This window comes from Gordonia sp. DT219, from assembly GCF_049847065.1.
Taxonomy (GTDB): domain Bacteria; phylum Actinomycetota; class Actinomycetes; order Mycobacteriales; family Mycobacteriaceae; genus Gordonia.
The window spans coordinates 281,209-306,869 of the sequence record NZ_JBNCNR010000002.1 but is presented as its reverse complement, the minus strand read 5'-3'; the positions used below and the strand labels follow the sequence as shown (position 1 = coordinate 306,869).

Annotated in this window: 24 protein-coding genes and 1 pseudogene; 7 read left to right on the top strand and 18 right to left on the bottom strand. The window is 67.6% G+C overall.

Annotated elements, in window-relative coordinates; all coding sequences use genetic code 11:
- Nucleotides 1-9: 9 nt before the first annotated feature.
- The 7 genes and pseudogenes from ACPXB3_RS04845 to ACPXB3_RS04815 form a co-directional block, all read right to left on the bottom strand.
- Nucleotides 10-586: pseudogene (locus ACPXB3_RS04845) on the bottom strand (GNAT family N-acetyltransferase).
- Nucleotides 583-1,773 carry a TerD family protein gene (locus ACPXB3_RS04840; protein ID WP_425726712.1) on the bottom strand — a complete coding sequence of 397 codons (1,191 nt, stop codon included), beginning with the start codon at nt 1,771-1,773 and terminating at the stop codon, nt 583-585. Before ACPXB3_RS04840 ends, ACPXB3_RS04845 begins: the two are co-directional and overlap by 4 nt.
- Nucleotides 1,770-2,606, bottom strand: coding sequence for an HAD family hydrolase (locus ACPXB3_RS04835; protein ID WP_425706169.1), 837 nt, complete (start codon nt 2,604-2,606; stop codon nt 1,770-1,772). Before ACPXB3_RS04835 ends, ACPXB3_RS04840 begins: the two co-directional genes overlap by 4 nt.
- Nucleotides 2,603-3,727 (bottom strand): cysteine protease StiP family protein, encoded by a 1,125-nt coding sequence (locus ACPXB3_RS04830; protein ID WP_425726710.1) that lies wholly within the window; start codon nt 3,725-3,727, stop codon nt 2,603-2,605. The genes ACPXB3_RS04835 and ACPXB3_RS04830 overlap by 4 nt, the downstream gene beginning before the upstream one ends.
- Entirely contained in the window at nt 3,724-5,022 is a 1,299-nt protein-coding gene (locus tag ACPXB3_RS04825; protein WP_425726708.1) for a phosphoribosyltransferase family protein, read from the bottom strand. Before ACPXB3_RS04825 ends, ACPXB3_RS04830 begins: the two co-directional genes overlap by 4 nt.
- A complete protein-coding gene (locus ACPXB3_RS04820) occupies nt 5,019-6,221 on the bottom strand; it encodes an HpcH/HpaI aldolase/citrate lyase family protein (protein WP_425706172.1) in 1,203 nt (400 codons plus the stop codon). The genes ACPXB3_RS04825 and ACPXB3_RS04820 overlap by 4 nt, the downstream gene beginning before the upstream one ends.
- Nucleotides 6,218-7,351, bottom strand: a complete 1,134-nt coding sequence (locus ACPXB3_RS04815; protein WP_425706246.1) for a hypothetical protein — start codon at nt 7,349-7,351, stop codon at nt 6,218-6,220. The genes ACPXB3_RS04820 and ACPXB3_RS04815 overlap by 4 nt, the downstream gene beginning before the upstream one ends.
- A gap of 156 nt (nt 7,352-7,507) precedes the next feature.
- Here ACPXB3_RS04815 and ACPXB3_RS04810 point away from each other — a divergent pair, with 156 nt between their 5' ends.
- From ACPXB3_RS04810 to ACPXB3_RS04800, 3 genes are read left to right on the top strand one after another with little or no spacing between them, the layout of a single operon-like run.
- On the top strand, nt 7,508-8,128 hold the full coding sequence (locus ACPXB3_RS04810) for an AIM24 family protein (protein WP_425706173.1): 621 nt from the start codon (nt 7,508-7,510) through the stop codon (nt 8,126-8,128).
- 11 nt (nt 8,129-8,139) lie between these two features.
- Complete coding sequence (locus ACPXB3_RS04805; protein WP_425726706.1) at nt 8,140-8,826, top strand: AIM24 family protein; 687 nt, start codon at nt 8,140-8,142, stop codon at nt 8,824-8,826.
- A complete protein-coding gene (locus ACPXB3_RS04800) occupies nt 8,823-9,584 on the top strand; it encodes an AIM24 family protein (RefSeq protein WP_425726704.1) in 762 nt (253 codons plus the stop codon). The genes ACPXB3_RS04805 and ACPXB3_RS04800 overlap by 4 nt, the downstream gene beginning before the upstream one ends.
- 92 nt (nt 9,585-9,676) lie before the next feature.
- Here the strand turns inward: ACPXB3_RS04800 and ACPXB3_RS04795 are convergent, their stop codons facing one another.
- The 4 genes from ACPXB3_RS04795 to ACPXB3_RS04780 form a co-directional block, all read right to left on the bottom strand.
- Complete coding sequence (locus ACPXB3_RS04795; RefSeq protein WP_425726702.1) at nt 9,677-10,831, bottom strand: DUF475 domain-containing protein; 1,155 nt, start codon at nt 10,829-10,831, stop codon at nt 9,677-9,679.
- A 161-nt stretch (nt 10,832-10,992) separates the two neighbouring features.
- Complete coding sequence (locus ACPXB3_RS04790; protein WP_425706177.1) at nt 10,993-11,568, bottom strand: TerD family protein; 576 nt, start codon at nt 11,566-11,568, stop codon at nt 10,993-10,995.
- A 125-nt stretch (nt 11,569-11,693) separates the two neighbouring features.
- Nucleotides 11,694-13,103: an acyl-CoA synthetase gene (locus ACPXB3_RS04785; RefSeq protein WP_425726700.1), complete on the bottom strand. Its 1,410-nt coding sequence runs from the start codon at nt 13,101-13,103 to the stop codon at nt 11,694-11,696.
- A 26-nt stretch (nt 13,104-13,129) separates the two neighbouring features.
- Nucleotides 13,130-13,822: a LuxR C-terminal-related transcriptional regulator gene (locus tag ACPXB3_RS04780; RefSeq protein ID WP_425726698.1), complete on the bottom strand. Its 693-nt coding sequence runs from the start codon at nt 13,820-13,822 to the stop codon at nt 13,130-13,132.
- A gap of 143 nt (nt 13,823-13,965) precedes the next feature.
- Between ACPXB3_RS04780 and ACPXB3_RS04775 the strand changes: the two genes are divergently transcribed.
- Nucleotides 13,966-14,694: a response regulator gene (locus ACPXB3_RS04775; RefSeq protein WP_425706180.1), complete on the top strand. Its 729-nt coding sequence runs from the start codon at nt 13,966-13,968 to the stop codon at nt 14,692-14,694.
- A 30-nt stretch (nt 14,695-14,724) separates the two neighbouring features.
- Here the strand turns inward: ACPXB3_RS04775 and ACPXB3_RS04770 are convergent, their stop codons facing one another.
- The 7 genes from ACPXB3_RS04770 to ACPXB3_RS04740 form a co-directional block, all read right to left on the bottom strand.
- Nucleotides 14,725-15,798 carry a ThiF family adenylyltransferase gene (locus ACPXB3_RS04770; RefSeq protein ID WP_425726696.1) on the bottom strand — a complete coding sequence of 358 codons (1,074 nt, stop codon included), beginning with the start codon at nt 15,796-15,798 and terminating at the stop codon, nt 14,725-14,727.
- Nucleotides 15,795-17,216 carry a hypothetical protein gene (locus ACPXB3_RS04765; RefSeq protein ID WP_425706182.1) on the bottom strand — a complete coding sequence of 474 codons (1,422 nt, stop codon included), beginning with the start codon at nt 17,214-17,216 and terminating at the stop codon, nt 15,795-15,797. The genes ACPXB3_RS04770 and ACPXB3_RS04765 overlap by 4 nt, the downstream gene beginning before the upstream one ends.
- A gap of 291 nt (nt 17,217-17,507) precedes the next feature.
- Nucleotides 17,508-18,446 (bottom strand): quinone oxidoreductase family protein, encoded by a 939-nt coding sequence (locus ACPXB3_RS04760; protein WP_425726694.1) that lies wholly within the window; start codon nt 18,444-18,446, stop codon nt 17,508-17,510.
- A 38-nt stretch (nt 18,447-18,484) separates the two neighbouring features.
- On the bottom strand, nt 18,485-19,138 hold the full coding sequence (locus tag ACPXB3_RS04755) for a TetR/AcrR family transcriptional regulator (protein ID WP_425706184.1): 654 nt from the start codon (nt 19,136-19,138) through the stop codon (nt 18,485-18,487).
- Nucleotides 19,139-19,171: 33 nt separating this feature from the next.
- Nucleotides 19,172-20,482 carry a serine hydrolase domain-containing protein gene (locus ACPXB3_RS04750; protein WP_425706185.1) on the bottom strand — a complete coding sequence of 437 codons (1,311 nt, stop codon included), beginning with the start codon at nt 20,480-20,482 and terminating at the stop codon, nt 19,172-19,174.
- A gap of 115 nt (nt 20,483-20,597) precedes the next feature.
- On the bottom strand, nt 20,598-21,539 hold the full coding sequence (locus tag ACPXB3_RS04745; protein WP_425706186.1) for a TIGR03564 family F420-dependent LLM class oxidoreductase: 942 nt from the start codon (nt 21,537-21,539) through the stop codon (nt 20,598-20,600).
- 105 nt (nt 21,540-21,644) lie between these two features.
- Complete coding sequence (locus tag ACPXB3_RS04740; RefSeq protein WP_425726692.1) at nt 21,645-22,532, bottom strand: DUF5995 family protein; 888 nt, start codon at nt 22,530-22,532, stop codon at nt 21,645-21,647.
- A gap of 213 nt (nt 22,533-22,745) precedes the next feature.
- Here ACPXB3_RS04740 and ACPXB3_RS04735 point away from each other — a divergent pair, with 213 nt between their 5' ends.
- The 3 genes from ACPXB3_RS04735 to ACPXB3_RS04725 all read left to right on the top strand — a co-directional run bounded on the left by ACPXB3_RS04735 (nt 22,746) and on the right by ACPXB3_RS04725 (nt 25,659).
- Nucleotides 22,746-23,585, top strand: a complete 840-nt coding sequence (locus ACPXB3_RS04735; RefSeq protein ID WP_425706188.1) for an SDR family oxidoreductase — start codon at nt 22,746-22,748, stop codon at nt 23,583-23,585.
- Nucleotides 23,582-24,649 (top strand): class I mannose-6-phosphate isomerase, encoded by a 1,068-nt coding sequence (locus ACPXB3_RS04730; RefSeq protein ID WP_425726690.1) that lies wholly within the window; start codon nt 23,582-23,584, stop codon nt 24,647-24,649. The genes ACPXB3_RS04735 and ACPXB3_RS04730 overlap by 4 nt, the downstream gene beginning before the upstream one ends.
- Before the next feature lie 110 nt (nt 24,650-24,759).
- Nucleotides 24,760-25,659, top strand: a complete 900-nt coding sequence (locus ACPXB3_RS04725; protein ID WP_425726688.1) for an SDR family oxidoreductase — start codon at nt 24,760-24,762, stop codon at nt 25,657-25,659.
- The last annotated feature ends 2 nt before the right edge of the window (nt 25,660-25,661 follow it).

Here is a 25,661-nt window from a genome sequence, read left to right as displayed (position 1 = left end):
CCGTTCGTGTCACCGATTCAGCGGTAGACGCATCAGGACCCGTGGGAAGCCATCGAGCACAGAGGTCGTGTCGGCGGCCTTGGTGAAGCCGACCCGTTCGAACATCGACTGGGTACCGACGAAGGCCATCGTGAGATCGACGCGCTCGCCCCCGTTGTCGACAGGGTATGCCTCGATCGCCGGAGCACCGTTCGCGCGCGCGAACTCGACGGCACCGGCGATCAACGGATGCACGATCCCGGTCTTGCGGTGACCGGGGGCGCACCCGCAGACACCACAGCGACCAGACGTCGAGGTCGTCGACGTGCGGAATCTTGCGATTGCGCGCGAAGTTGGAGGCAGAGCGTGGTGCGACCGCTGCCCAGCCGACGACCTCATCGTCGAGATAGGCGAGCACGCCGGGCGGGGGATCGGCGGCGCACAGCTTCTCGACGTATCGACCGCGTTCCTCTTTCACGAGAGAACGGTTGAGTTTGCTGGGGAGTCGATGGCTCAGACACCAGCAGACGGTGGCCTCGGGGCGTTTCGGGCCGACCATGATGGCGACGTCATCGAAGTTCGAGGCCGGTCGGACCGACAGTGTCATGCCAGGTGCCGGGCCGCGTGGGGGACGGCGTCGCGGGGCTTCTTGCCCTGGAAGCCCTCGCCGATGGCGCGCAGCTTCCACTCACCGTGCTCGCGTGAGATGACCGCCATGGTCACGCCGGTGAACGGCATCCCGCCGGCGAGGGTGAAGCGGGCCAGCTCGGCGCCGGTGGTCTCGTCGACGAGCCGGCAGAACGCGTTGTCGACCTCCTGGAATGTCTGCCCCTGATACGAGGTGACGGTGAAGACGAGATTGTCGATGGCCGGATGGATTGCGGTGAGGTCGACGCGGATCACCTCGTCGTCGCCCTCGCCCTGACCGGTCAGATTGTCACCGGAATGCACGATCGAGTTGTCGTCGCTGCGCAGACTGCCGTAATAGACGATGTCGGCGATCTGGCCGGCGCTGAACATCAGCACCGACGCGTCGAGGTCGATGTCACGTTGGCGTCCGCCGAAGAACCCGCCGCGGGTGATCGGGTCCCAGCCGAGGCCCATCCGGATGCGGGTGAGCGCCACCCCGCCGTCCTTGCGGAGCGAAACCTTCTGTCCCTTCACCAGATCCACGCGCCGGTTCTTGGTCAGGCTGATCTCGCCGGGAGCACCGGCCGGTGGCGTCCGAGCAGGCGCCGGGGGAGGTGGCACCGGGGCGGCCGGCGGTGCGGGAGCGGCCGGGGGAGTCGCGGCGGGTGCGTCGTCGACGGAGACCCCGTGATCGCGGATCAGATCGGCGAACCCACCTGCGTAACCCTGGCCGACCGCGCGCACCTTCCAGTCCGTCCCACGCCGATACAACTCGAGGGCCACGACCACCGATTCGCTGGACAGCCCGTCGACGGTGAAGGTGAACAACTCGGCGCCGCGGGCGTCGGCCACCCGCGCGACCGGTGGCGCCACACGACCGAAATTCGACGACGCGTCGTCAAGAGTCACGACGGCGCGCACGGCATGTATGTCGGCGGGCAGCCCATCGGTCCGCACCCGTAGGACTTGCCGACCCGTCGGATTCTGCAACTCGACGCCGGGCCCGGTGGGCTGGTTGTAGAAGATGAAATCGGAGTCCGTCCGCACCTTGATCGCGTCGGTCACCAACAATGCCGACAGATCCGCTGCGGTGCCGACGTCGACCGAGATCAACACCTCACCGCCGGGGAGCGGCGCGTTCTGTCCTTTGGTCAGTGCGGTCATGACCCAATCTTGGCATCTGCGCCGACCCGTGCGAGAAACCATTCGAGAATCTGCTCGCCGGCGATCGCACCCGGCTCGGTGGTGACGGTCAGATCGGGGCACATCCAGTCGATGCCGTGGAGCTCTCCGTGGCATGGCCGAATCGCGGCGTCGGCATATTCGAGCAGATCGATGTCGAGGCGACCGTCGCCGGCCGCATACACCGGGGCATCTGCATCGAGTGCGCCCTCATCGATGAGTCGTGCCCGCACGTGGGCGAGCGCCGCCGACTTGGTGACCTCACGCGGCAACGCATAGATCTTTCGGCCCTGCTGCGAGACGGTCCACCCGCGGGCGGCGCACCAGCCACGCCAGTCGTCGAGGAATGCCGCCGGCTGCCGGTCGAGGTCGACGACGACGTAACAGAACAAGTCGTCCGCGGTCCGCGACGAGCGGACCCAGGAGTCGTCGATCCGGGTGTGCAGCGCCGAGGTCACCTCGGCCAGCGGCGCGCAGGTCCGCACCCGGCGCTCGACCTCGGCGCGCCACTGCGGATCGTCGCCGCCGGCACACAGGATCCGGCCGCCGCTGGAGACGATGGCATATCGGAACGGGCTGCCGGGCAGCGTGATCCGGGCAAACTGGGCCGGCGTGCGAGTGGTCACCGGGACCACCGGCGCCACGGCGGCGAGCCGCGACAGCAGGGTATGGGCGCGTGGCGTGAGATACGACAACGGTGCGTCCTGATAGATCTCGACGCAGACCGGATCGAGGGCGGCGAACTGCTGCTCGCCCATGGCCGTTCGGGAAAAGATCAGCGTCCGGTCGAGGTCGGTGGCGATCAGGTCGCTCACGCATCCTCCTTGATGAGTCCGACACACGAGTACGCGAGATCGGACCGGACCTCGATCGGCACACCGCGTTCGGCGGCGAGTATCCGAATATGTTGGTGCTCGGGCAGATCCGCCGCCCGCACGAGGATCATCCATGGCACTCGCCGGAGCAGGACCCGGGTGGTCTCGCCGACGCCGGGTTTGACGAAGTTCACCGACGATACGCCGTATTCCTCACGCAGCTGCTCCATGGATTCCCAGCCGGACCACCGCGGCTCGCGATCACCCGAACGCACTGCGGCCAACCGGGTTCGGACCTGCGGCGCAACGGTGGCGAACTGCGCGGACACGGTGTCCAGGAGGAGGTTCGACACGTCGAACTCGCGCAGATGCCGGTAGAACTTGCCGCCGTGGAACTCGGCGGGGCCGATGTGGTCGGCATTGAGGACGGTGCGTGACACCAGTCCGGACACCGTCGAGTTCAGGCAGGCCGATGCGATGAGAAAGTCGTCCCGGGTCCCGAACGTGCGGGTACACGAACCGGGGTCGGCGAGCACCGCCAGCTCGTCGTCGAGCCGGGCGCCACCGGCACGTGCGTACCCGGCGAGGGCCGCGGAGAGTTCCCGCTGGATCGCCCCCTTGCCCGTCCACCCGTCGACGAAGACCACCGACTCCGGGCGATGCCGGGCGGCGATGTGGTCGAGGGCCATGGTATCGATGCCCCGGTCCCGCACGATCGAGATGGTGTAGTGCGGCGCATCGACGCTGTGCGCGAATGCCATCCAGCGCCGCATCAAGATCCCGACCGGCGTCCCGGCGCGGGCCAGCGACACCAGTGTGGGCACCTCGTCGCGCTCGGCGAGCACCAATTCGCTGACCACGCCGGTGGCCTCGGCGAGTCGTGCGGCCGAATCACGCAGTGCCGCATGGAACAGTTCCTGGTACTGCTCTCCCGGCTGATACTCGATCGGCAGCGACTCGGCGTAATGTGCCTTCCCCGACTGGATTCGGCGCTCCCGTTCGGCGAGGTCGCCCTCCAGGGCCACCTGCGACAGATCCTTCAGTAGCCAGGTGACCTCGTCGGCGGCATACGAGCCGAACTCGGGTCCGCGCAGCGGCGGTGTCGAGACGGGGACGCTCATCGGGCGGCTCCGCCGGTGGGCAGGATCGCCAGGCACACGTCATGACCGGCGGCGGTGAGGACGTCGAGGAGGCCGCCCTCGGCGCGGAGCAGCTCCGTGTCGGCGGGCCGGTCGATCACCATGACCACCGTCGGCAGTACCGCCGGAGTGCGGTCGGGGGCGTCCGGTGCGAGCAGGTTATACACGAAACGTGGTGTGGTCGGGTCGGATTCGGGTGCGGTGAACGTGAACCCGCGGCGCAGCGGATAACCGTCGACGTCCCGGACCTGCGCGGGCGAGCGGGTCGTCGTCTGATAGCGCGTGGGCACCCCGGCTCGCTCGAGGTGCTCGGCCAGGCACAGCGGTAGATACATGAGCTCCTCGTGGCCAACCACCACGGTCTCGCGCTCGGGGTCGAGGGCGCCGAGCACCTCGGCGGCGGCAATCCCGACGGCCAGATCGAAAGGCGCGGTGTCACTGTGGGCGAAGCCGTGTCGGCCGCCGTCGGGCACGCCGCCGGGCCATGGCAGATGCAACTCGTCGACCCGGCCGCGGTGGGTGCCGACCGGATTGAGGGGATCGGCTGTGGCGGCCCACACCGACTCGAGGAGACCGTCGGGAAGCTCGACGCGACCATCCGCGAGTGCGACGTAATCGATGCGAACGCCGAGTTCGGCAGCTGCGCGGGCGGTTTCGGCCCGGTGGGCGTCGGTACGCATGTCCACCAGGGACGCCACCACATAGTGGGTACGCGCAGCGATTTGTTGGAGCGATGCGATCGCCCGCAACGCCGTCGAGCCGGTGGAGATCTCGTCGTCGACCAGCACCAGGGGTGCGTCCGGGTCGAGCGCGAGCAACTCGGGAGAGCTCGGGAGCAGCAGGTGGGTGGTGGCGTGCGAATGGCCCTCCTCGAAGGTGCCGTACACCGAGGCTCCCTCGACCGCCCGACGCGTCGAATGCAGGTACATCCGAGCCGACAACCTGTGCGCCACACAGTGTCCCAGGCCGGTGGCGGTCTCGGCGAAGCCGAGGACCGTACTGCGGGCCGCGAGGTCGGCACCCAGCAGGTTGATCACGGCGTCACCGAGATCATCGGCGGCGGCGCGCACCCGGCTCGGTGCGGTCGGGATGTGTTTGCCGAGCACCGTCGACACCAGCAGATGCGCGCGACGACGGTTGCGCCGCAGTCCCAGAACGACGAGATCGTGGACAGTCCAAGACGATTGCCCGGCGCGTCCGGCCAGCGTCACCCCGAACCGGTCGGTGACCCAGCCCCCGGCAACCCGGTCCGCAGCGGGTGAGGCGGTGGTGCTCACGCGGCGTCCACCGCGGTCAGCAGGTCGACGAAGTTGACGCCGGGGGCGGTCACCCCGAAGGCGGCCGCCCGGTCCATGACCCGCATCGCCCAATTCCGGTGTGGCTTCATCTCGTTCATCTTGTTGCGGTACGACGACGCCGCGACGCCACCGGCGTCGACGGCCAGAATGTCGAGGGCGTCGCGATACTCCTCATGGGTGACCACACTCAACGCGTGCACCGGTCCCGCATGCGCCGGATGGATGACGGTCTTGCCGTGCATACCGTTCGCCCGGTCGAGGGCGATCTCCCGAAGGAGGCCGTCGAGATCATGGCTGACGAGCTGCTGGCGGAACAACACCGCGTCGTGGTCGCGGAACGGAGTGGTGCGCAGCTGTGGCACGAAGAGCCGTTCGTGGTCGGCGAAGTACTCCCAGACCGGGCCGGTGATGATGTGTCCGTCCTCGGCGCGGCCCAGGATGTTGACGACCGACGCGATGGCGTCGGCGGCCACCCGCACGTCGTAGATCGTCAGATCGCGGGCGCGGCGAATCCCGAAGAGTCCGCACATGTCGGTGGCGCCGATGCGCACTGCCAGCACGGTGGCTCGGTACTCGTCCAAAGCCTGTGCAATGCCGAGCAACTCGTCGTCGCGGGTCTCCCGGTGGACCAGCGCGGCGGACTCGAGCACCGGCATCGCCCATAACTGCCCGCCCAGCGCTGTCCCGGCCCGCCGCACCGCTTCCAGCGCCGTAGTGGCCTCGGCGGCGGTGAACTTGGGCAGCACGAATCCCGACAGCGCGCCTGCGGAGTCCAGCATCGAGGTGATCGTCTCGATCTGCGAGGTGTGCCGCACGCGCACGAACAGCAGCATCTCGCCGGCGGCGGTGCCCTCGAGGTGGCGCAGTGCCCGGACGGTCGCCGCGATGGCCTCGTCGGACTGGTGGTCGGCGATCGCATCCTCGAGGTCGATGACCATCGAGATGACACCTTCCCGGTGGCGGCGTTCGATGACCGCGGCCAGATCGGGTCGGGTCGCCGGCACGTAGAGCGTCGCGCCCAGCGCGACAGCGATCCGCTGCGTCGGCCACTGGCCCGAGATCGCTTCGGGCCGGTGCAGGAACAGGTGATCGAGGACGTCGGAGGAGAGCTGGTGGAAGTGGGTGGGGCCGGGGCCGCTCGTCGTGGTGTCCACACCCCTCGGGGCGGTCGTGGTCATCGTGCGCCCACTTGTCCTCTCATTCGGTCGACGATCTCGATGACGCGTTGATCGACAGCGCGTAGTTGCGTCAGATATGACCAGTAGTCGGGATGAACTCGGTCCAGCGCCCCCCGGGCTCTCGAGATCCGCTCGGCCTGAGCATCGAGCACCGAACCCCATTCGTCAACCAGTGAGTTGTTGACCGCGAAGTGTTGTGCGTCCCGTAGCCGGAACCGCACACGTTGTTCGGTCGCGGCCGGGTCGGCTTGCACATCGCGCAGCAGTCGTAACCGGTCGCCCACGGCGTCGACGGCCTGCTCGGCGGCGTCGAGGTCGTCGCGGGCGGCCTCTGCCTCGTCGATCGCCTGGTCGGGCATACCGCGCACCACCGCACGTGACTTTTCGAGATGTGCGTCGGCGGCCCGGAGGTGGTCTCGGATCACCGTGTCGGAGTTCTGCAGGTCCTGCGAACAATCGGCGCTGAACTCGCGGCGCAGCGCGGACAGCTGGTCGGGAACCTGACCCTGACGCGTCCCGATCGCGCTGCGCCGGGTATCGACCGACCGGATGACGCGCGCGGCCCGATCGGCGAAGCCGGGGGCGTCGGTCAACGCGGTGCCGACGTGTTCGGCGGCGGCGAGCACAGCGGTTGCCGCCGACTTGCGCCCCCGGATGCCCTCGGCGCGTTCGAATGCGACGGCGGCATCGCGCAACTCGTCGGCGGCGCGTGCCACGGTGCGCAGCCCGAGGAGGGACGCCGGGGCCTGTTCGAGCGCGGCGGTGGACTCGGTGGCGGCCACCCGCGCCCGCTGTTCGAGCACGCCGAGTTCGGTGACCGAGTGCCGCGCCCGGTCGAGCTCGCGGGCGTGGGTCTGGGCGAACCGGTTCATCTCCTCGGTCATCGAGGTCAGCGAATCGGTGCACTGTAGGAGTTCGTCGGGACGGGGACCGGCACCATCGGCGGCGGGAGCGCCGGAGTTCACCGCGGCCGAGAGCCGCAGGTATTCGGCAGTCACCTCGGCGTACCGTTCCCGGACGGCCGTCCACTCGTCACGCAGCCGCGATCGTGAGTCGAGGTCGTGGGCCGTCTGCACCGCGGAGTCGATGTCGGAGAGCGCCTGTTCGGACGCGAGGAACGCCGACGTCATTTGGATCGAGTACTCACCGAGATCGGCATATGCGCGTGAGCTGCCTCCGAACCATCTCCTCGCGAACTTCCTGGGCACGCCCACGATGCTATCGACTAGCTTCTTCGGCAGGCGTGCCGTATCGAACGGTGGCGCAATCGCGGAAGGGGTGGGCGAGTGCAACTGGTGCAACGCTCCAAACGAGTCGTGGAGGCACGGCTCGACAACACGTCGGTACGGGCGCTGTCGGGATCGATGGTCGCCTACGAGGGGCAGGTCGATTTCAAGTCCGCGGGCTTCGGCGGTGGCGATGGCCTGTTGGCCGGTATCAAGCAACGTGCCACCGGTGAAGGCCTGTCGTTGATGGAGGCCGCAGGCAGCGGCGTGGTGTACTTCGCGCACAACGCCGCCGAGACCACCATCATCGACATGGCCGGCGAGACCCTGCAGGTGGAGTCGCAGCAGCTGATGGTGCTGGCAGGCAATCTGCAGACCAACATCACCTTCACCGGGGTGCGCGGTGCAACGTCGGGTCAGGGACTGTTCACGACCACGGTCAGCGGGCACGGCCAGATCGCGTTGCTGTCGCAGGGCGGGCCGCTCATCCACCTCGAGGTGAGCCCGCAGTATCCGCTCGTCGTCGACCCGGACGCCTTCGTCTGCGCGCGCGGCGCGCTGAACCAGTCCTTCGTCACCGACGTGAGCTGGCGCAGCGCGCTCGGCCAGGGCGGCGGTGAGGCGTTCTCGCTGCGCTGGGACGGCAGTGGCGTGGTCTCGATCCAACCGGCCGAGCGATAGGGAGCACAGCGATGTTCGAGAAGGTCAACGGCAAGGTCGTGTCGGTCGACATCGGCCGGAGCGGTCCGATCGTCGCCCGGCGTGGGGCGATGCTGTTCTACACCGGCAACGTCTACTTCCAACCGCACCAGGTGGCCGGTGCGTCCGGCGGCATGGGCGGCATGGCCGGCCGGATGATGTCCGGCGAGCACGAGTCGACGATGATCGCGCAGGGACAAGGTGTGGTGCACTACGGGTTTCGCGGTATCGAGATCCAGATCATCGACGTCGGTGCGGTCGGCGGCATGATTCGCGTCGAGGCCTCACGCACCCTCGCCTATACCTCGAACCTGCAGGCGTCGATCGTCTCGGTCGCCTCGCAGGGTGGCAGTGGCGGCGGCGGTGGCCTGCTGCGCTCGATGCGCTCGGCGGCGGCGGGTGCGATGACCGGCCAGGGTATGTTCACCACCCAGCTCTCCGGCCCCGGGCAGGTCGTGATACTCGGCCACGGCGGGGTCTTCGAGTTGCCCGTCTCGCCGGACCGCCCCCCGGTGACCGTCGACCCGCAGGCCTACGTGGGGGCCGCCGGGCCGGTCAACACCACGCTGCGATCGACCGTCAGCTGGCGCAATGTGGGCCGAACCGGCGGTGAGGCAATGCAATTGGAGTGTGCTGGGCAGGGCGTCGTCTACGTTCAGGCATCGGAGGAGAAGTTGTGAGTCAGCTCAACACCATCTGGAATCCGGCGACCCTACCGGCCGACGACAACGTCCCCGACAACGACTACTCGTTCTGCATCGACCTCGAGCAGCCGTGGTTCATGTCGAAGGGCGCGATGATCGCGTACTACGGCCAGATGAACTTCACCTCGCTGCAGCACGGGCTCTCCGGGCAGCTGCTGCACATGGTGGCCCAACAATTCTCGGCGCCACTGCATCTTGGCGACTTCGTCGTCGCCGAGGGACACGGGAAGCTGATCATCGGCGACCGCGGCTACCACATCAACGCCTACGACCTCGATGACGGAAACCTCACCATCCGGGCTGCGAATCTCCTTGCCTTTCAACCACAGTTGTCGCTGCAGCAGTCGATCGTCCCGGGCTTCCTGACGCTCATCGGCAGCGGCAAGTTCCTCGCGTCGTCGAACGGTCCGGTGATGTTCGCCGAGCCGCCGGTGCGCGTCGACCCCGAGGCGCTCGTCGGCTGGGCCGACTGCCCGTCACCGAGCCACCACTTCGACGAGGTGTGGGTGAACTCCTTCATCGCCGCCGCCGGCCGCCGGTTCGGCATCAACTCCGGTGAGGAGCGTCAGTTCGACTTCACCGGTAGCGGAACGGTTCTCATCCAGTCCAGTGAGAAGGTCCGCAACGACACGTCGGTCGTCCGCACCATTCAAGGCCACCTTCCCGGTCTCTCGGTCCCCGGTCTGCAGCAGATCAATCAGGAGATCAACCAGCAACTCGAGCAACAGCAGTAGCCACCCTCATTCCCGCTCAACGATTTACTTCCCGCTCGCCGAGATCGGTGAGCGGGAAGCAAATGAGTGAGCGGGAACGACCCAACGTCAGATCAGACCTCGATGTGGTCCTTGGCGTCGGCGGGCTCGTTGCGCCGGCGGATGATGCTCGAGACGAGCGCTGCCAGGATCAGCACCACACCGACGAGACCGGTGACGATCTCGGGGACGTGGGTGCCGATCGAGTAGAACAGGATCAGTGCCAACGCACCGATGGCCCAGTGCGCGCCGTGCTCGAGGTAGACGTACTCGCTCAGGGTGCCCTTGCGGACCAGGTAGACGGTGAGCGAGCGGACGAACATTGCGCCGATGAAGCCCAGGCCGAGCGCGATGATGATGGGGTCGGCGGTGATGGCGAACGCACCGATCACACCGTCGAAGGAGAACGACGCGTCGAGGACCTCGAGGTAGAGGAAAAGGAAGAAGCCGGCCTTGCCCGCGGCCTTGGCCAGGTCGCTCGGTCCGGAGCGCCGTAGTTCGGCATCGGCGACCGATGCCGCATCGTCGACGCCGGGCGTTCGCTGCGCCTGCGCGTGTTCATCGGCGGATTCGTCGGGATCATCGTCATCATCGTTGTTGAACAATTCGCCGAGTCCGTTGACGGCGATGTAGGTGATCATGCCCAGTACCCCGGCGAACAGTACCGTCGAACGCTCGTCGTCGGGGGCGATGAACTCGGCGGTGATGATGAGCAGGATCGAGGCCACCACGACGGAGAGCTGGTCGAGTTTGCCGATCTTCTCCAACGGCCGTTCGATCCAGGTGAGCCAGGTGATCTCCTTCTCCTCGAAGATGAAGCCCAGGAACAACATCAGCAGGAACATCCCGCCGAATGCAGCGATCTGTGGATGCGCGTCGGTGATGATCTGCTCGTAGGTCTGCGATCCGTCGGTCGGCGGGTTGAGCGCCAGCCGCATCGCTTCGACCGGGTTCAGGCGCGCCCCCAGCCACACGATGATCAGCGGGAACACCAGGCGCATGCCGAAGACGGCGATGATGACGCCGACGGTGAGGAAGATCTTCTGCCAGAACTCGCTCATCCGGCGCAGGACGGTCGCATTGATGACCGCGTTGTCGAAAGACAGCGACACCTCGAGGATGCCGAGGATCAGGGTGAGGAAGAGTGCTGTCGTGCCGCCGTAGAAGAAGGCGGCTATCAATGCCAGGATCGTGACGACGATGGACAGACCGAATATTCGCAGTACCACTGGGGCGTGGCCTTTCTGATCATGCTGGGGCGGTGTGCGTTACGCCGGGAACCGACGGCGTCGGTAGCCGGTGGGCGCGCCGCGTTGCGACGCCCGGTGGACGACGAATGCCGCACCCGTCACGAAGGGCGGGTGCGGCATCGGCGAGTGGGTGTCGACGTTCAGACGTTGACGCCGTAATCGCGGGCGATACCCGCGAGGCCAGAGGCGTAGCCCTGGCCGACGGCGCGGAACTTCCAGTCGGCACCGTTGCGATAGAGCTCACCGAAAACCATGGCGGTCTCGGTGGAGGCGTCCTCGGAGAGGTCGTAGCGGGCGATCTCCGCGCCGCCGCTGCGATTGATGACGCGGATGTAAGCGTTGCGGACCTGGCCGAACGACTGGCTACGCGCGTCGGCGTCATAGATCGAGACCGGGAAGACGATGGTGTCGACCTCCGGGGGAACGCCGGCGAGATCGACGTTGATGACCTCGTCGTCGCCTTCGCCCTCACCGGTCAGGTTGTCGCCGGTGTGCTCGATCGAGCCGTCCGGTGACCGCAGGTTGTTGAAGAAGACGAAATGCTGGTCGGAGAGCACCTTCTTGTTCGCGCCGAGCGCGATGGCGCTGGCGTCGAGGTCGAAATCGGCACCGGTGGTGGAGCGGGCGTCCCAGCCCAGACCCACGGCGACCGCGGTCAATCCCGGTGCCTCCTTGGTCAGCGAGACATTCCCACCCTTGCTCAGGCTCACGCCCATGTTCGTCTGCCTTTCTTTCGTTGAACGGCCAACCGCCACTGTCTGTGCGATGACCACACCCTATGCGACGAATCCGGCGTCCGACAGGTGCAGGTCGGCCGACCGAACGAAATCGAGTGGCCGCCTCATCCGCGCTCGGACCCGTCGCCCAGGAGCTTCTTCTGCACCTTACCCATCGCGTTGCGCGGCAGTGACTCCGTCCACCGGATCTCGCGGGGTCGCTTATGGGCCGATAGTTCTTGTCCCACAAAGGCGATCAGCTCGTCGTCGGGTGACCGGTCGCCGACCACGTAGGCGACGATGCGCTGCCCGAGGTCGGCGTCGGGGACGCCGATCACGGCGACCTCGCGGACCGCGGGATGTGCCAGCAGTACTGTTTCGATCTCACCGGCCCCGATCCGGAAGCCGCCGGATTTGATGAGGTCGGTGGCCCGCCGTCCGACGATCCGATGCATGCCGTCATCGCCGATCACCGCGACGTCACCGGTCGCGAACCAGCCGTCGCCGAGCCAGCTCTCGGCGGTGGCATCGGGCCGATTCAGGTAGCCGGAGGCAAGCATCGGCCCGCGCACATGCAGGTCACCGACGGATTCGCCGTCGTGTGGCAGCGCCGCACCGCCCTCGACGAGCCGGGTCTCGACGCCCGTCAGCGGTAGTCCGACCCAGCCAGGCCGCCGCTCGCCGCCGGCGCGGGTGCTCACGGTGATCATGGTTTCGGTCATGCCGTAGCGTTCGACGACCTCATGCCCGGTCACCGCACGGATCTGCTCGAAAATCGGGACGGGCAACGGGGCGCTCCCCGACACCAGCAGCCGGGCGCGCGACAACTGCTGGGCGAGGTCGGGCGCCGCACCGATCCGAGACCACACCGTGGGCACCCCGAAGAACATCGACGCGCCGTCCGCCGCCGCGCGGGCATAGTTCTGCGGGGTCGGTGTGACGGTGTGGATGAGCCGACCGCCACGGCGTAGCGGGCCCACCAGGCCGAGGATCAGTCCGTGCACATGGAACAGTGGAAGCCCATGCGCGAGTGCGTCGTCGGACGTCCAATCCCAGGCGTCGGCGAGTGCGTCGAGGCCCGCGGCGATTGCCCGGCGGGTGATCGGCACGCCCTTGGGTGCTCCGGTGGTGCCGGAGGTGTAGAGGATCAGCGCCACCGAATCGGCCGACGGCTCGGGGTGTGAATGCCAGGACCTGGCGTAGCGGCGGACCGGGATCGTCGGCAACGTGGCGCCGGTGGGTGCCTCACCCAGCCACGCCTGTGCACCGGAATCAGTAAGGATGTGGTCGATTTCGCGGCGCCCGGAGTCGGGCGGCACCGGCACGATGGTGACGCCGGCGATGAGTCCGCCGACCACGGCCAGCACCGTCGACCCCGTCGGCCGGGCCAGAACCGCCAGCGTGCGCGCCCCCCGGATGCGTTCGGCCACCGCGGTCGCGGCACCGACCAGATCCTCCCGGGACAGGTGTTCGTCGCCGATGATGACGGCGTCGGCGAGGTCGGGCGCATTCGGTGACAGGGTCGGCAGCAACACGACCCTCACTGTGCCACGCCGCTGCGTCAGGCGGTCGCCTGCAGGATCTCGAGCGGACGCACCCAGCCGTCACTCATCAGGCGCAGCAGCAACTGCGCCTTGTTGCCGATCGGCCGCCCGGCATCGGCGTAGCGCTGCGTCACCCGCCGGTAGTGTTCGCGCACGGTGCTCTCGGCGATGTGGTGGCGGCGCGCGGTTTCGGCCATCGTCGTACCCAGCGCGTACGTCGTCAGGATCTGACGTTCGCGCTCGGTCAGCCGGACGCGGGCGGATCGGTACGGCAGCCGGTCGGCGACACCTGCCAGGAAAGCCGCGAGTTCGGTTGCTGCGCAGACAGTATCGGGAATATCGAGCCCACGCGGATCGCCGGCCCGCACGCCGACGCCCAGCAGGACCGCGTTCTGAAACCGCGGATTCTGCCGAATCTGGCGGAGCCGGTGTGCCGAGCGCACCAGGATGACGGTGCCGGCTCCCCCCGCACCGGAACCATCTGCACCGGAATCCTCTGCGCCGGCTCCCCCTGCGGCCCGGGGGACCGCCGAATCGTCGGCGTCGAGCCGGACGATGCCCGTGTGATGGCCGAGCTTCTCGACGAGGGCACACAGCGCGGTATCGAAGATGTCACCCTCGGCGGCCACGGCGACGAACAGGGACCGATCCGCGGAATCGTCGGGGACGGCGGTCGGGACCGGCCGGGGATTCTCGTTCTCGTGCTGCATGGGCTCAACCCTTTCCGACGGCAGGGCGTCGGTCACCCATTCGTGCGACACAAATGCTGTTGATTCGGGTGTATACGGCTACCAAACGGCGATCGTCATGCGTGATTACGCATGAACAGCTTCCGCGGGGCACAATATTGTTCATGTCCGAGGGCTTACGTGTGCTGGTCGCCTCACCGCTGGGCGAGGTGGTGGCCGCTCCGTTGCGGTCGCGATTTCCCGATTGGACCGTGGAGGTGGCCACCGACGACACCGACTTCGTTCGGCGGGTCGCCGGCCGGGTCCGCTTCGACGTCGTCACCGCCGATCTGGTCTGGAACCGTCCCGATACGGAATGGGCCTTCGACGGCCTGGACGTGATCGAACTCTTGCGTGCCCACGACCGGCTGGCGCCGGTCCTGCTGGCGGCGCAAGGCCACAGCATGGAAGTGGACCTGATCGAGGAGGCGAGCCGACGCGACGAGGTGGTCGGGGTGGTCGCCAAATCCGACGGTTTTGCCGCGTTCGCCGACGCCATCCGCGTTGCCGCGCTGGGGCGCAGCCTGCCTCCGATCCCCTCGCCCGGCCGCCGGCCCAGCCTGTACGAACTCTTCTCCGGGCGTCGTGGGCAGACCGCCGGCCGGATGGCCGGCGCCATCGCGGCCGGCCACGTCTCCGACACCGCGTCGCTGGCCCGGGTGGCCAAGGTCTCGCCGAACACCGCGAACAAGATCACCAGCCACTACCTGGGGCCGATGATCATCCAGCGGGGCGAACACGACGAGCACCTGCCGATGACACAGGCGTCGGTGTACCGATGGAGCGGACTGCATGCCCGCTACCTGATGAGCTGGTGTCGCCGCAACGGTCACGCCGACGTGCTCACGGCGTGAGCGGGCGGCACAACCAACCTTGACGGCCGCTCACGCGGCGGCGTGTGCCGGCCCAGTGTGCCCAGTGTGCGCAGTGTGCGCAGTGTGCGCGGTGAGCGCGTCGTCGATGGCGACACGGTAGCGGCCCGACGGCAGGTCGCCACCACACACGATGGTGCGGGCGGCGAACGCGCCGACCACCCCCGCCAGACTGGCCGCCGTGCCCAGTTGCGGCCACGACGGAATCGTCTGGCCGACATGGGCCAGCGCCTCGGCGACCCGTGGGGCAACGTCCGGGCCGACGATCGCGCCCGCCGCCCGCACCCGGTTCGCCGGGTCGCGCAGTGCCTCCAGGTCATACTCGGCGATCTCGCCTGCGGCTCCGTGGAACGGGGGATAGTCGCGATCGAGATCATGACGTTCGACGTCGAGGATCACGTTGTCGCCGTCGTCGGTGACCATGATCAACGGGATTCGGGCGGTGCGCACGTGCGAGCGCACCGCGACCTTCATGGCCAGATCGTCCATCTCCTCGATGACGACGTCGACCGGCCGCCCATCCCGGCCGCGCAGGAACTCGGCCGACCTGTCGACCCGATAGCCCTGGTCCCAGGTGGCGATCTCGGCGTACGGATCTGCCTCGAGGAGGCGTCGGGCCGCCAGGGTCGTCTTCGCCAGTCCGAGGTCGCACACCGAACCGGCGAGCCGGTTGAGGTTGGTGGGGCCGAGCGTGTCCGGGTCGGCGAGATGGAACCGGCGCGCCCCGGTCAGCGCGGCGACCTGCACGACGGAGGCGCCGACGCTGAGGCCGGCCACCGCCAGCTGCGCCGACGACCACGCGGCCTGCTCGTCGTCGGTGATGAGGAATCGGTTGCGTGCGGTGCGCAGCCGGTGCAACAGCGGGTCGACCGGCACGCGGACCACCGTGCGCCGCCACGGATAGACGACGTAGCGGCTCCACGAATCGAGTTGGGCAGAATCGGGAACCTCCTCGCCGGTGAACTGCGCGAGTGCGGTCAGCTCGGGACGGGCGGTGGCCCACGCATCCACCAGCCGGTGGTCGCCGGCATGCAGAAGTGCATCGATGCGGTCGCGATCACGCGCCGGGTCGAGGATGTCGATCATTGTGCTGTTCCTTTGATGTAGACGTCTTTGGCGGCGGCGCCGAAGCCCGCCGAGTGGTATTCGTGCAGGGTGATGGTGGCCCGGGCCGAGCCTCCCGATGACGCGCTCAGTGCCCGGAACTCGGAGTTCGTGCGCACCAGCGACGCGTGACACCGTTCGCTCAATCGCGTGGTCAGGTCCCTGCCGCCGGTGGCGTGCCGGGCGAGTTCGGCCCGGATGTAGAGGGTTTGGTGGTGGTCGCGGTCCTCGAGCACCTCGACGACGAAGCGACCGGTGAGTTGCGCGGCGAGCGCCGGATCCTCGAAGGCGGGCCGGATGTTGGCGGGATAGATGTTGAGGGAGTGATAGATCGCCGCGATGTCGGTACGGCCGTACAGAACGAGGAAGTGATCGTCGGCCCCGACCTGGGCGGCGAGTTGGACGAGGCCGCGCCGGTGCAGGACCGAGCGTAGTGCGGCACCATCGAAAACCCTTCCGCGGTCGTTGATCCGGTAGCGGATCAACGGCATTGCCGAATCGACGGTGAACAGCAGATGGCCGTCATCGTCACACTCGGTGTAGCGGTATTCGGGGTGATAACGCACGAAGGTCGGCTGTGGGGCACCTGCGGTGCCGAAGAGCAACTCGGACAGATGCTCGTCCTCGAGTGCGGCCCGCCGGACGGCGATGCTGATCGGCGTCTCGTATCCCATGATCCCGGCGTCGGCGGTCCCGTACTTGAGGCAGATACGTTGTGGCTCCGACTCTCTGCCCAGAAGACCGAGTACGTGGTCGCGCCACGTCTCGGTGATCGCCTCACCGGCCAGCAGGATCTTGATATCCATGGCCAGGAGGTGCGGCGGAGTGTTGTCCAGAAGGTCTTTGATCAGCGGCGGATATCCGGCCACCACGACCTGATCGTAGTGCGGACCCAACTCGGCAAGCGTGGCCACGGCGACATCGACGTCGATACCGGGAGTGGCCACACCGATGTGATGCCCACGGTCGGCGAGCTCGAGCACCCCGGCCATCGTGTAGGTCCCGCCGATCCAGGTACCCATGGCAAAACAATTGAGGAGCAATGTGGTTCGCGTCCCGGACCCGAACGACTCGGTGAAGATCCGGTCGTACATGGCGGCGCTCTGGGCGAGTGCGACTGCGCCGCGGCCGAATTGCGTGGGCACGCCACTCGACGAACCCGACGTCGACGACCAGATCATCGCCTCGCTCAGGCGGCCGTCCCAGTAGCGCATCGGCTGCGGGTAGTGGCTGAGGTAGTTCTCCTTGGTCATCACGGGCAGCCGGGCGAAGGAATCGTTGTCGGTTCGATCGGCGGGATCGACGCCGTTGCGGAGCAGGAAGTCCGCATAGGCCGGAACCCGGCGGCGAGCACGCTCGGTCACCGCCACGGCCAGGTCCACATCGCTGATGGTGATCACAGGAGTCTCCTTGTCGGGTGTGGTCGACCGGGGAATCCTCTTGTCTCGCTGCTGCTCTCCAGGCGCTGCCGAGGACGTCGACCTGAAGCCAGTGTGGATCGGGGTGAATGGTGCGTGCGAGCTCTGCGCGGTGAATTCGGCCGTTCGCCCGACCGTCGGACGAATGGCGATCAATAGGCTCACCATGAGCGAAAACCATTGTGGTGCAGTGATAACTCGTACACGGCGAAGGTGCCGTCGGCCTATCGGGGTACGAATTGTTGTCGTAGGCCTGTGGTAGCGGGACGCCCGCTACCGGTCCGCCCGGATCACGACCTTGCCCCCGGCGTGCCCACCGGCGGCGAGGGCAACTGCCTCGCGCGCGTCGTCGAAGGGAAATGTCGCGGCGACGGGAACCACCATGTCGCCGTTTCCGGCCAGCCGGATCAGGTTGGACCGCACCGAGTCCCGGAACATCCGGCTCTGCGGTTGCTGACCGCCCAAGGCGGTGAAGCCGTCGGCCCCGGCTCGCCGGGGCGCGGCGACGGTGACGATCCGGGAACGATCGGCGACCAGCTCCAGCGAGGCATCGATCGCCTCGTCGGTGCCGACCGCGTCGAGCGCCGCGGCGATCGGTGTGCCGTCGGCGCTCGCGCGTATCCGATCGAGCACCCCGGGCCCGTATTCGACCGGCATCCCACCGAAACCGCGGACCCGATCCCGGGATCGGTGGCCGGCCGTACCGATGACGTGGATGCCACGCAGCCGCGCCAACTGCAACACGGCGACGCCCACCGCGCCCGAGGCCCCGTGCAGCACGATCATCTCGTCGCGGGTGGCGCGGGCCGCCCGGAGCATGTCGGCGGCGGTGGAGCCGGCGAGCAACAGACCGGCGGCCTGATCGAAGTCCAACGACGCCGGCTTCGCGAAGACCGTCTCGGCGGCGACGGTACGGGCTCTCGCATATCCACCGTGCACGCGGAAGGCGAGAACCTCGTCGCCGACCGCCGCGGGCCCGGATGCGATGTCGGTCTCGGCTCCGAGCGCGGTGATCCGCCCGGAGATCTCGTAGCCGAGTGGTGCCGGGAAGTCGGTCGCGGCGCGTGCGTGTTTGAGGTCGGCCGGATTGACGCCGGCCGACACGACCTCGATCGTCACCTCGCCGGACGCCGGTGCGGGCACCTCGATGTCGGCGACCGCGAAGTCGTCGATGCCGCGCGGGCCGAGCGCGACCCATCCGCGCGCGCGCATCAGATCAGAACCCGGCCGGATGATGTCATGCGGCGAGGCTACTCGTCCCGTTCCTCCACATCGTCGTTCGTGGCCTCGTCGATCCGCCGCAACGGCTCGTATGTCAGACCGAACAGCCCGTCGGAGACGAGACTCACCACGAGGTCGCCGAGAGCAGCAGGCGCCAGCCCGGTGTCCACGGCGATCCGGCCGCCCCGAATGGCGATACCCACCAGCAGCGACGCCAAGACCTCGGCGCTGCGGCCGAGGACGTCGGCGCCCCCCGACTGCAGTCGGCGCCGGATCTGGCCGGTGATCTTCTGGATCAGCTGCTCGATCATGATCTCGCGGAGCGCGGCCGCGGTGGCGGGTCTGGGCTCTTCGCTGAAGATGAGATGAAAGCTGTCCGGAAAGGTGCGTGCGTAGTCGAAGAAGGCGAGCATGTCGGCTTCGACCGCTTCCCGCATACCGAACGACTCGGCGTCGGCATAGGTCGTGAACAACACCGCCTTCAGACGATCGATTTCGCGGGCAAAGGCACGCACATACAGGTCTTCTTTGCCGCCGAAATGTGCATATAGCGTCGGCTTCGTCGAATCGGCGTCCTCGGCGAGAATTGCCATCGTGGCGCCCGGATAGCCCAGACGCCGGAATGTGCCGACCGCCCGGTCGAGGAGGCCGTCATCGTCGTGGCGGTTTCCCGTGCTCTTCACCGTGCCGACCGTAATCTCTGTTCGCGTCCGCTGCTAGCCGCTGGTGCAGCTCAGCACATTACAGTGCACGTTCGGCGCGAGACCCTTCTGGCTGATCTCGGGATCGATGAGCTTTGATGGGTCGACTTCGAAGCTCTCCCCCGGCCCGCGGTAGGGGCCCGGATCGGGGACGTGGACGTCTTTGACCCCGGACATCAGAATGCGGAAGAAATTGTGGTAGAGGTCGCCGGCCGGAACCGCGGACAGCAGAACCGCGATATTCGGGTAACTGTCACCCAGAACGCCGGTCCAGGTGATCACCATGTGCAGGCTCGGGATGATGAAGTTGTTCTGGTGGAGGAAGCCGACCATCGCGTACAGATCCGCCGGCGCGGACTCGATCATCCGATGGTTCACGGTGACGGCCGCAGGGAAATCTGCACTGGTGCAGCGGTTCCCGGCGTTGGTCCAGAACAGCAACCCATAGCAGGGATTGCTGGGGGTGGGCGTGGACAACGCGTCGACGTACGCCTCGGAGATCACGCGGCGGCCCTTCCACACGCCCTGATTCTGCAGCAGGAGGCCGAGTTTGGCGTATTGCACCGGCGGCAGGAACAGATGCGCGTAGCCGTAGGGCTGCCCGGACTGGTCCCGCAGCCAAGCGTAGGACGACGCCGGGATGCCCACTGGTCCGAACAGATTGCGCTGTGCGTAGGCCACCAGGTCTTCGCCGACTGCTCGGTGCACCACATAACCGAGGAGGTCGACCTGCCGCTGGCCATAGACCCAGTGGGTTCCCGGAGCGTGATCGAGCGGGTAGGCCAGGGCTTCCTGCGCGATGCTCGGATCGCTGAGTGAGGTCGCAGCCTCCGACAGGATGGATTGCTTGATCCCCGAGGTCTGGGTCAACAACTCGTGAACGGTGATCGAGCGGTGCGCGGCGTCGCCCCAACCGCGCGGGAGGTACTTTCCGATCGGATCGTTCATTCCCAGCTTGTGCTGGTCGATCGCGATACCGGTGAGCAACGAGATCACCGACTTCGTCGAACTCCACATCGGGAAGGGGACGTTCTGGGTCGCGGCATTCAACGGTCCGGTACCGACCAGGCAGTTGTCCCGGAAGATCTGCACCGACAGGCGCATGTGACTCGACGCGTAGGCGATCGCGTCGTTCACCTTGGCGGCGTCGAGGCCGTGCCGACCGGGAGCGCTCGAGCCGAACGGTTGTCCGCCGCCGGGCAGGGCGCAGGACGTTCGATCGGTCGCCGGCGAGGCCTCGACCACCGGCGATGCCGCGATCGTCAGTCCGGCGGCAACCGCCAGGACGATACCCAGAACGACGCCGCGTCCGCCCCTGCTCCGCACCGGTCCGGCCTCCTCCGTCAAATGTGACTGAAGGCACAGTATGACCCGGAGGTAAAGGCACGCAACTCTCTAGCCGTATTGTGACGTGAGTGTCAGCCGCGCCCCGGCGCAGGCGTCAGTGCCCGTCGGCGGCCCACTTTCCGACCGCATGCCACGTTCGCTGCCGGGTCTCCTCGCCCACGATGTCGGTCTGGGTCACGATCAGATCGGTTGCACCCGCATCGAGGTATTCCTGCAACCCGTCGGCGACAGCCGCCTCGTCACCGATCACGAAAACGTCACCGGCCGAATCGAATCCGCCCAGTTCGAGGACGCGCTGGTAGGACGGGATGGTTTCGTAGAACGACGCAGCGCTGCGGGCGGCGGCTCGGGCGGGCGCCACGTCGTCGGTCGCCAGGGCGGGGACCGCGGCGACGATCCGCGGCGCCGGTCGTCCGGCGGCCGCCGCGGCGTCGCGGATGACCGGCGCGATGTGTTCACGGATGACCGCAGGCGCGGCGAGGAAGGGGATCGTGCCGTCGGCGAGTTCGCCGGTCACGGCCAGCGTGCGTGGTCCCATGGCGGCGACGAGGAGCGGGATCGGCGCACTGACGCCGGGTACCGCGGTGGGCAGCGGCGGAGCCGAGCGCAGTGTCGGGCCTTCGACCGCCTCGTCGCTGCCGTCGAGGAGCGGGCGCAGCGCGCGCAGGTGATCCCGCAGGGCCGCCGCCGGTGGCGGCAACTCGACCCCGTAGACAGAGCCGAGGGCCGGTGTCCCCAGCGCGACGCCGAGTTCGAATCGGTCATGGGTCGCGGCGGCGGCGGTCTTCGCCGCACTTGCCAGGTTGATCGGGTGTCGAGGATGGATGGGAATGGCCGAGGTACCGACGCGAAGGCCGGGGACGGCGCGGCCGAGCAGTGCGGCGAGCGTCAGGGCGTCGTAGCTGTAGGGCTGGCCGAACCAGGCCGAGTCGATCCCGAGGTCGGCGAGCTCGCCGCCCAGCTCGATCGCCCGATCGACGATGTTGGTGACCGATGGGTCGTTGGCGAGGGGCGGTAGCGCGATTCCGGTGGCCATGACCAGGCCAACCCGGTCCCGCGCCGGTGACTTCCGCCGGCGTGTGGTTGCGCCCAGGGTGACTGCAAGGGTGGTGCATTGCGGTTCGGACTGGGCGCCCCGCACTTACGGAAGGCCCACCTGTTCGAACGCTTCGAGTGCGGCGTCGCCGGTGGACCATAGTGCGCTGATATCCGTGACGGCGGCGTCGTGGGTGGCGGGATCTTGCAGAGCCAGCCCGTTGCCGAACGTGAGCACGTTGTAGCCGACGTCGGCGGCACGGAGCATCGGCGTGGTCGCTCGCCCGGCGCCGACGATCCGGTCGAGGCCTTCGCCGACGAAGTAGAAGCGGAAGGCCGGGCCGAGGTCGATCCCGTAGGCGCGGTTCGTGGCCACTACGATCGAATTGCCATGCGCAGCAATGGTATCGACGATCAGAAAGAAGTCACGCGCCTGCGCCTGCGTGGTGGCGGCATCGGCCACGGCGTGCGCCAGGTCGACGGTGATGTGGGAGTTGAAGCCGACGGTCGTCACGCGCTCGCCAGAGACCCGGCAGTCGGTGGCGAGATCGAAGTATCGCGTCCAGTGTGCGGGCACCGGGCCGCCGGTGAACTCGGCATGGAGTGCGTCGAGGAACCGATCGAGGAGGTACTGGCTGACGCGCGGTGCCCACTGTGGATTCTGAAACGCGCCGGGGCGCTCTTGCAGCGGCATGACCGCGTCTCGTTCGGTGACGGCAAGCGCGAGCGGGAACAGTCCGCGGCGGTCGTGGTGTGCGACCAGGATGTCGGTGATCGACCACAGCCGGGCGACGTGGCTGCGCAGACCCGCCAGGTCCGGCCGGCCGCGGTCGGCCCCGATGTCCGACAGGGCCGCGATCCGTTCGGTGTCGGTGCGGGCGAGCGGAGTCACGCAGGCGGCGGCCGGAGCGGCCTCGGCACGCGAGATGGGCACGGTGCCGAGAAGCCCGAGGAGTATCAGGGCGATGAGCGGGATCATGCGGGTAGCTCGCATCGGGGCACCTTCCGGGTCGGCCGTTTCCCCAACTATTCCGCAATGTCTCGCCGGTCGCGATCTGATCGCGGCATGTTTGCGACCGGCACGCGGGGGTACGCGGGCTCTGTGCGTTCGGTGACACGCCACCGGAAGGTTCCGGGGATGGCAGGCATCGGGCGCATCCGCTGACGCTCAAGCACCGTCGGCACGAGACAGCGTGTAGGAGAACCGATGTCGCAGAATCCACAGCAACAGACGCCACCCGGTGTCACCGCGAAGATGGACCCCCGCCCCGATCACGGCGAGAACAGTTACCGCGGCTCGGGCCGGTTGGCAGGCAAGGCGGCGGTGATCACCGGCGCAGACAGCGGCATCGGCAAGGCAGTCGCGATCGCTTTCGCGCGTGAAGGTGCAGATGTGCTCATCTCCTACCTCGACGAGCACGAGGACGCCGAGGACACCCGAAAGTGGGTCGAGGAGGCCGGCCGGAAAGCCGTGGTCGTGCCCGGCGATCTGCAGAAGCCGCAGCACTGCCGGGACGTCATCGCCAAAGCGGTCGACGAGTTCGGGCGAATCGATGTGCTCGTCAACAATGCCGCTTTCCAGATGGTCCGCGAAGACTTCACCGACACTCCCGACGAGGAGTGGGACCGCACCATCGCGACCAACCTGTCGGCATTCTTCCACCTGGCCAAAGCCGCCGTGCCGCAGATGAAGCCGGGAGCCTCCATCATTGCGACCTCCTCGATCAACTCCGATCAGCCGGCACCCGACCTGCTTCCCTACAGTGCGACGAAGGGCGCCCTGGCGAACATCTGTGCCACCCTGGCCCAGCAGTTGGCGCCCAAGGGCATCCGTGCCAACAGTGTTGCGCCGGGCCCGATCTGGACGCCGCTGATCCCGTCGACGATGCCCGAGGACCAGGTGGCGAACTTCGGGCAGCAGTCACCGAGCGGGCGGCCGGGCCAGCCCAAGGAACTCGCGCCGGTGTATGTGATGCTCGCCTCCGACGAGGCCGGCTACGTCTCCGGCGCCCGGGTCGCGGTGACCGGTGGGGTACCGATCTTGTGACCGGTCCGACGCTCTACCCGCTGCGGCTGACGGTGCCGGTCAAGCACCACGTATTCGGTGGTCATGCGATTGCCCATCGCCTCGGCAAGCGCGGGATCCCGGATTGGTCGGTCGCCGAGACCTGGGAGTGCAGCGACGTCGACGGCAACAACGGCCAGGTGACCAACGGCCCGCTGGCCGGCCGTTCGCTCCGCCAACTCGTGAACGAACACCCGAAGGAACTCATGGGCGCCGGCTGGTCGGGCGAGTTCTTCCCGGTGCTCACCAAATTCATCGACGGCGCCGGCACCCTCCCGGTACACCTGCACGCCGACGACGAGGCGGCGCGCCGACTCGAGGGCCAGCCGAATGGCAAGACCGAGGCCTGGCACATCCTCGACGCCGCCCCGGGCGCCACCGCGCTGTGCGGCGTCGAGGACGGCATCACCGCCGGGCAGCTGCGTGCCGCGCTGGAAAGCCAGGACTTCGACGCCGTGCTCCGCCGGCTGCCGGTCCGCGCCGGCGAGACGATCTATGTACCCGGCGGCACCCTGCACTCGTTCGGTCCGGACACCGTGATCTACGAGATCGAACAGACCTCCGATATCCAGCAACACGCCATGCGCCGGCACATGGAGGACGGTTCACCGGTCGCCGACGACGAGTTCTCGGCGAACCTCGACATGCTCATGCAAGAGGCGCAGCTCAACTCCCGACCGGACTTCGTTCCCGGACTCGCACTTCCCTGCGGTGAGGCGGTGGGGCGTGTGTTCCTGTGTGCCGGGCCGTATTTCGCTCTGGAACGGTGGCGGGTCGGTACCTCCGGGCCACTGCTGCGCGCGTTTGCCACCGCCCAGATACTGACCAACCTGGGGTCGCCGATCACGGTCCGGAGCGGCCGGCGGTCAGAAGAGCTCGGGCGAGCACAGACGCTGCTGCTACCCGCCGTCTGCGGTGAGGTCGAGATCCGCGGTCCGGCCGACGTGCTGTTCGGCTATCTGCCCGATCTCGACCGCGACGTCGTCGGCCCGCTCGCCGATGCCGGCTACCCATCACACCTGATCGAGACCCTCGGGCCGGTGTAGCCAGACGCCCCCCAGACCTGTTGACGCCCAGACCCATTGACGCCCCAGACCCATTGACGCCCCAGACCCATTGAAACACCGAGCTATCCGATCGAGATGGGAGAAACATCATGACCGACCAGTACACTATGGCGGACCCGACGACCCGGTACCCCAAGTCCGACAAGAGTTTCCAGCAGTCACAGGACGCTCCGGGTCTGCAACGGGACATGACCCCCACACCTGACTCCGGAGAGGACACCTATCGAGGGACCGGCCGCCTGACCGGGCGCAAGGCGATAGTCACCGGCGCGGATTCGGGGATCGGGCGGGCCGCGGCCATCGCCTTCGCCCGCGAGGGCGCCGACGTCGTCCTCTCCTACCTGCCGGAAGAAGAACCGGATGGGGCCGAGGTCGTCGAGCTGATCGAGGCCGCCGGCCGCACCGCGGTGCCGGTGCCCGGCGACGTGACCGACGAGGACTACTGCCGCACGCTGGTCGACACCGCGGTCCGCCAGTTGGGCGGTGTCGACATCCTGGCGAATGTCGCAGGCAAACAGCAGTACGTCAAGGACATCGCCGACCTGAGCACCGAGCAGTTCGACGCGACGCTCAAGACCAATGTCTACGCCATGTTCTGGCTGTGCAAGGCCGCGATCGCGCATATGCCACCGGGGTCGACCATCATCAACACCGCCTCTTTGGAGGCTTATCAGCCGTCCCCGATCCTGCTCGAGTATGCCTCGACCAAGTGGGCGATCAACGGATTCAGCAAGTCCTTGGCCCAACAGGTGGCGTCGAAGGGTATACGAGTCAATGTGGTTGCGCCAGGACCGATCTGGACGCCGCTGCAGGTCGCCGGTGGCCAGCCCACCGACGTGCTCGCCGAGTTCGGGACCGGCCAGTCGCCGATCGGACGGCCTGGTCAGCCGGCCGAGATGGCGCCCGCCTATGTGTTCCTGGCCTCGCCTGAATCGAGCTATGTCAGCGGGGCGACCATTTCCGCCAATGGCGGTACACCCACACCGTGACG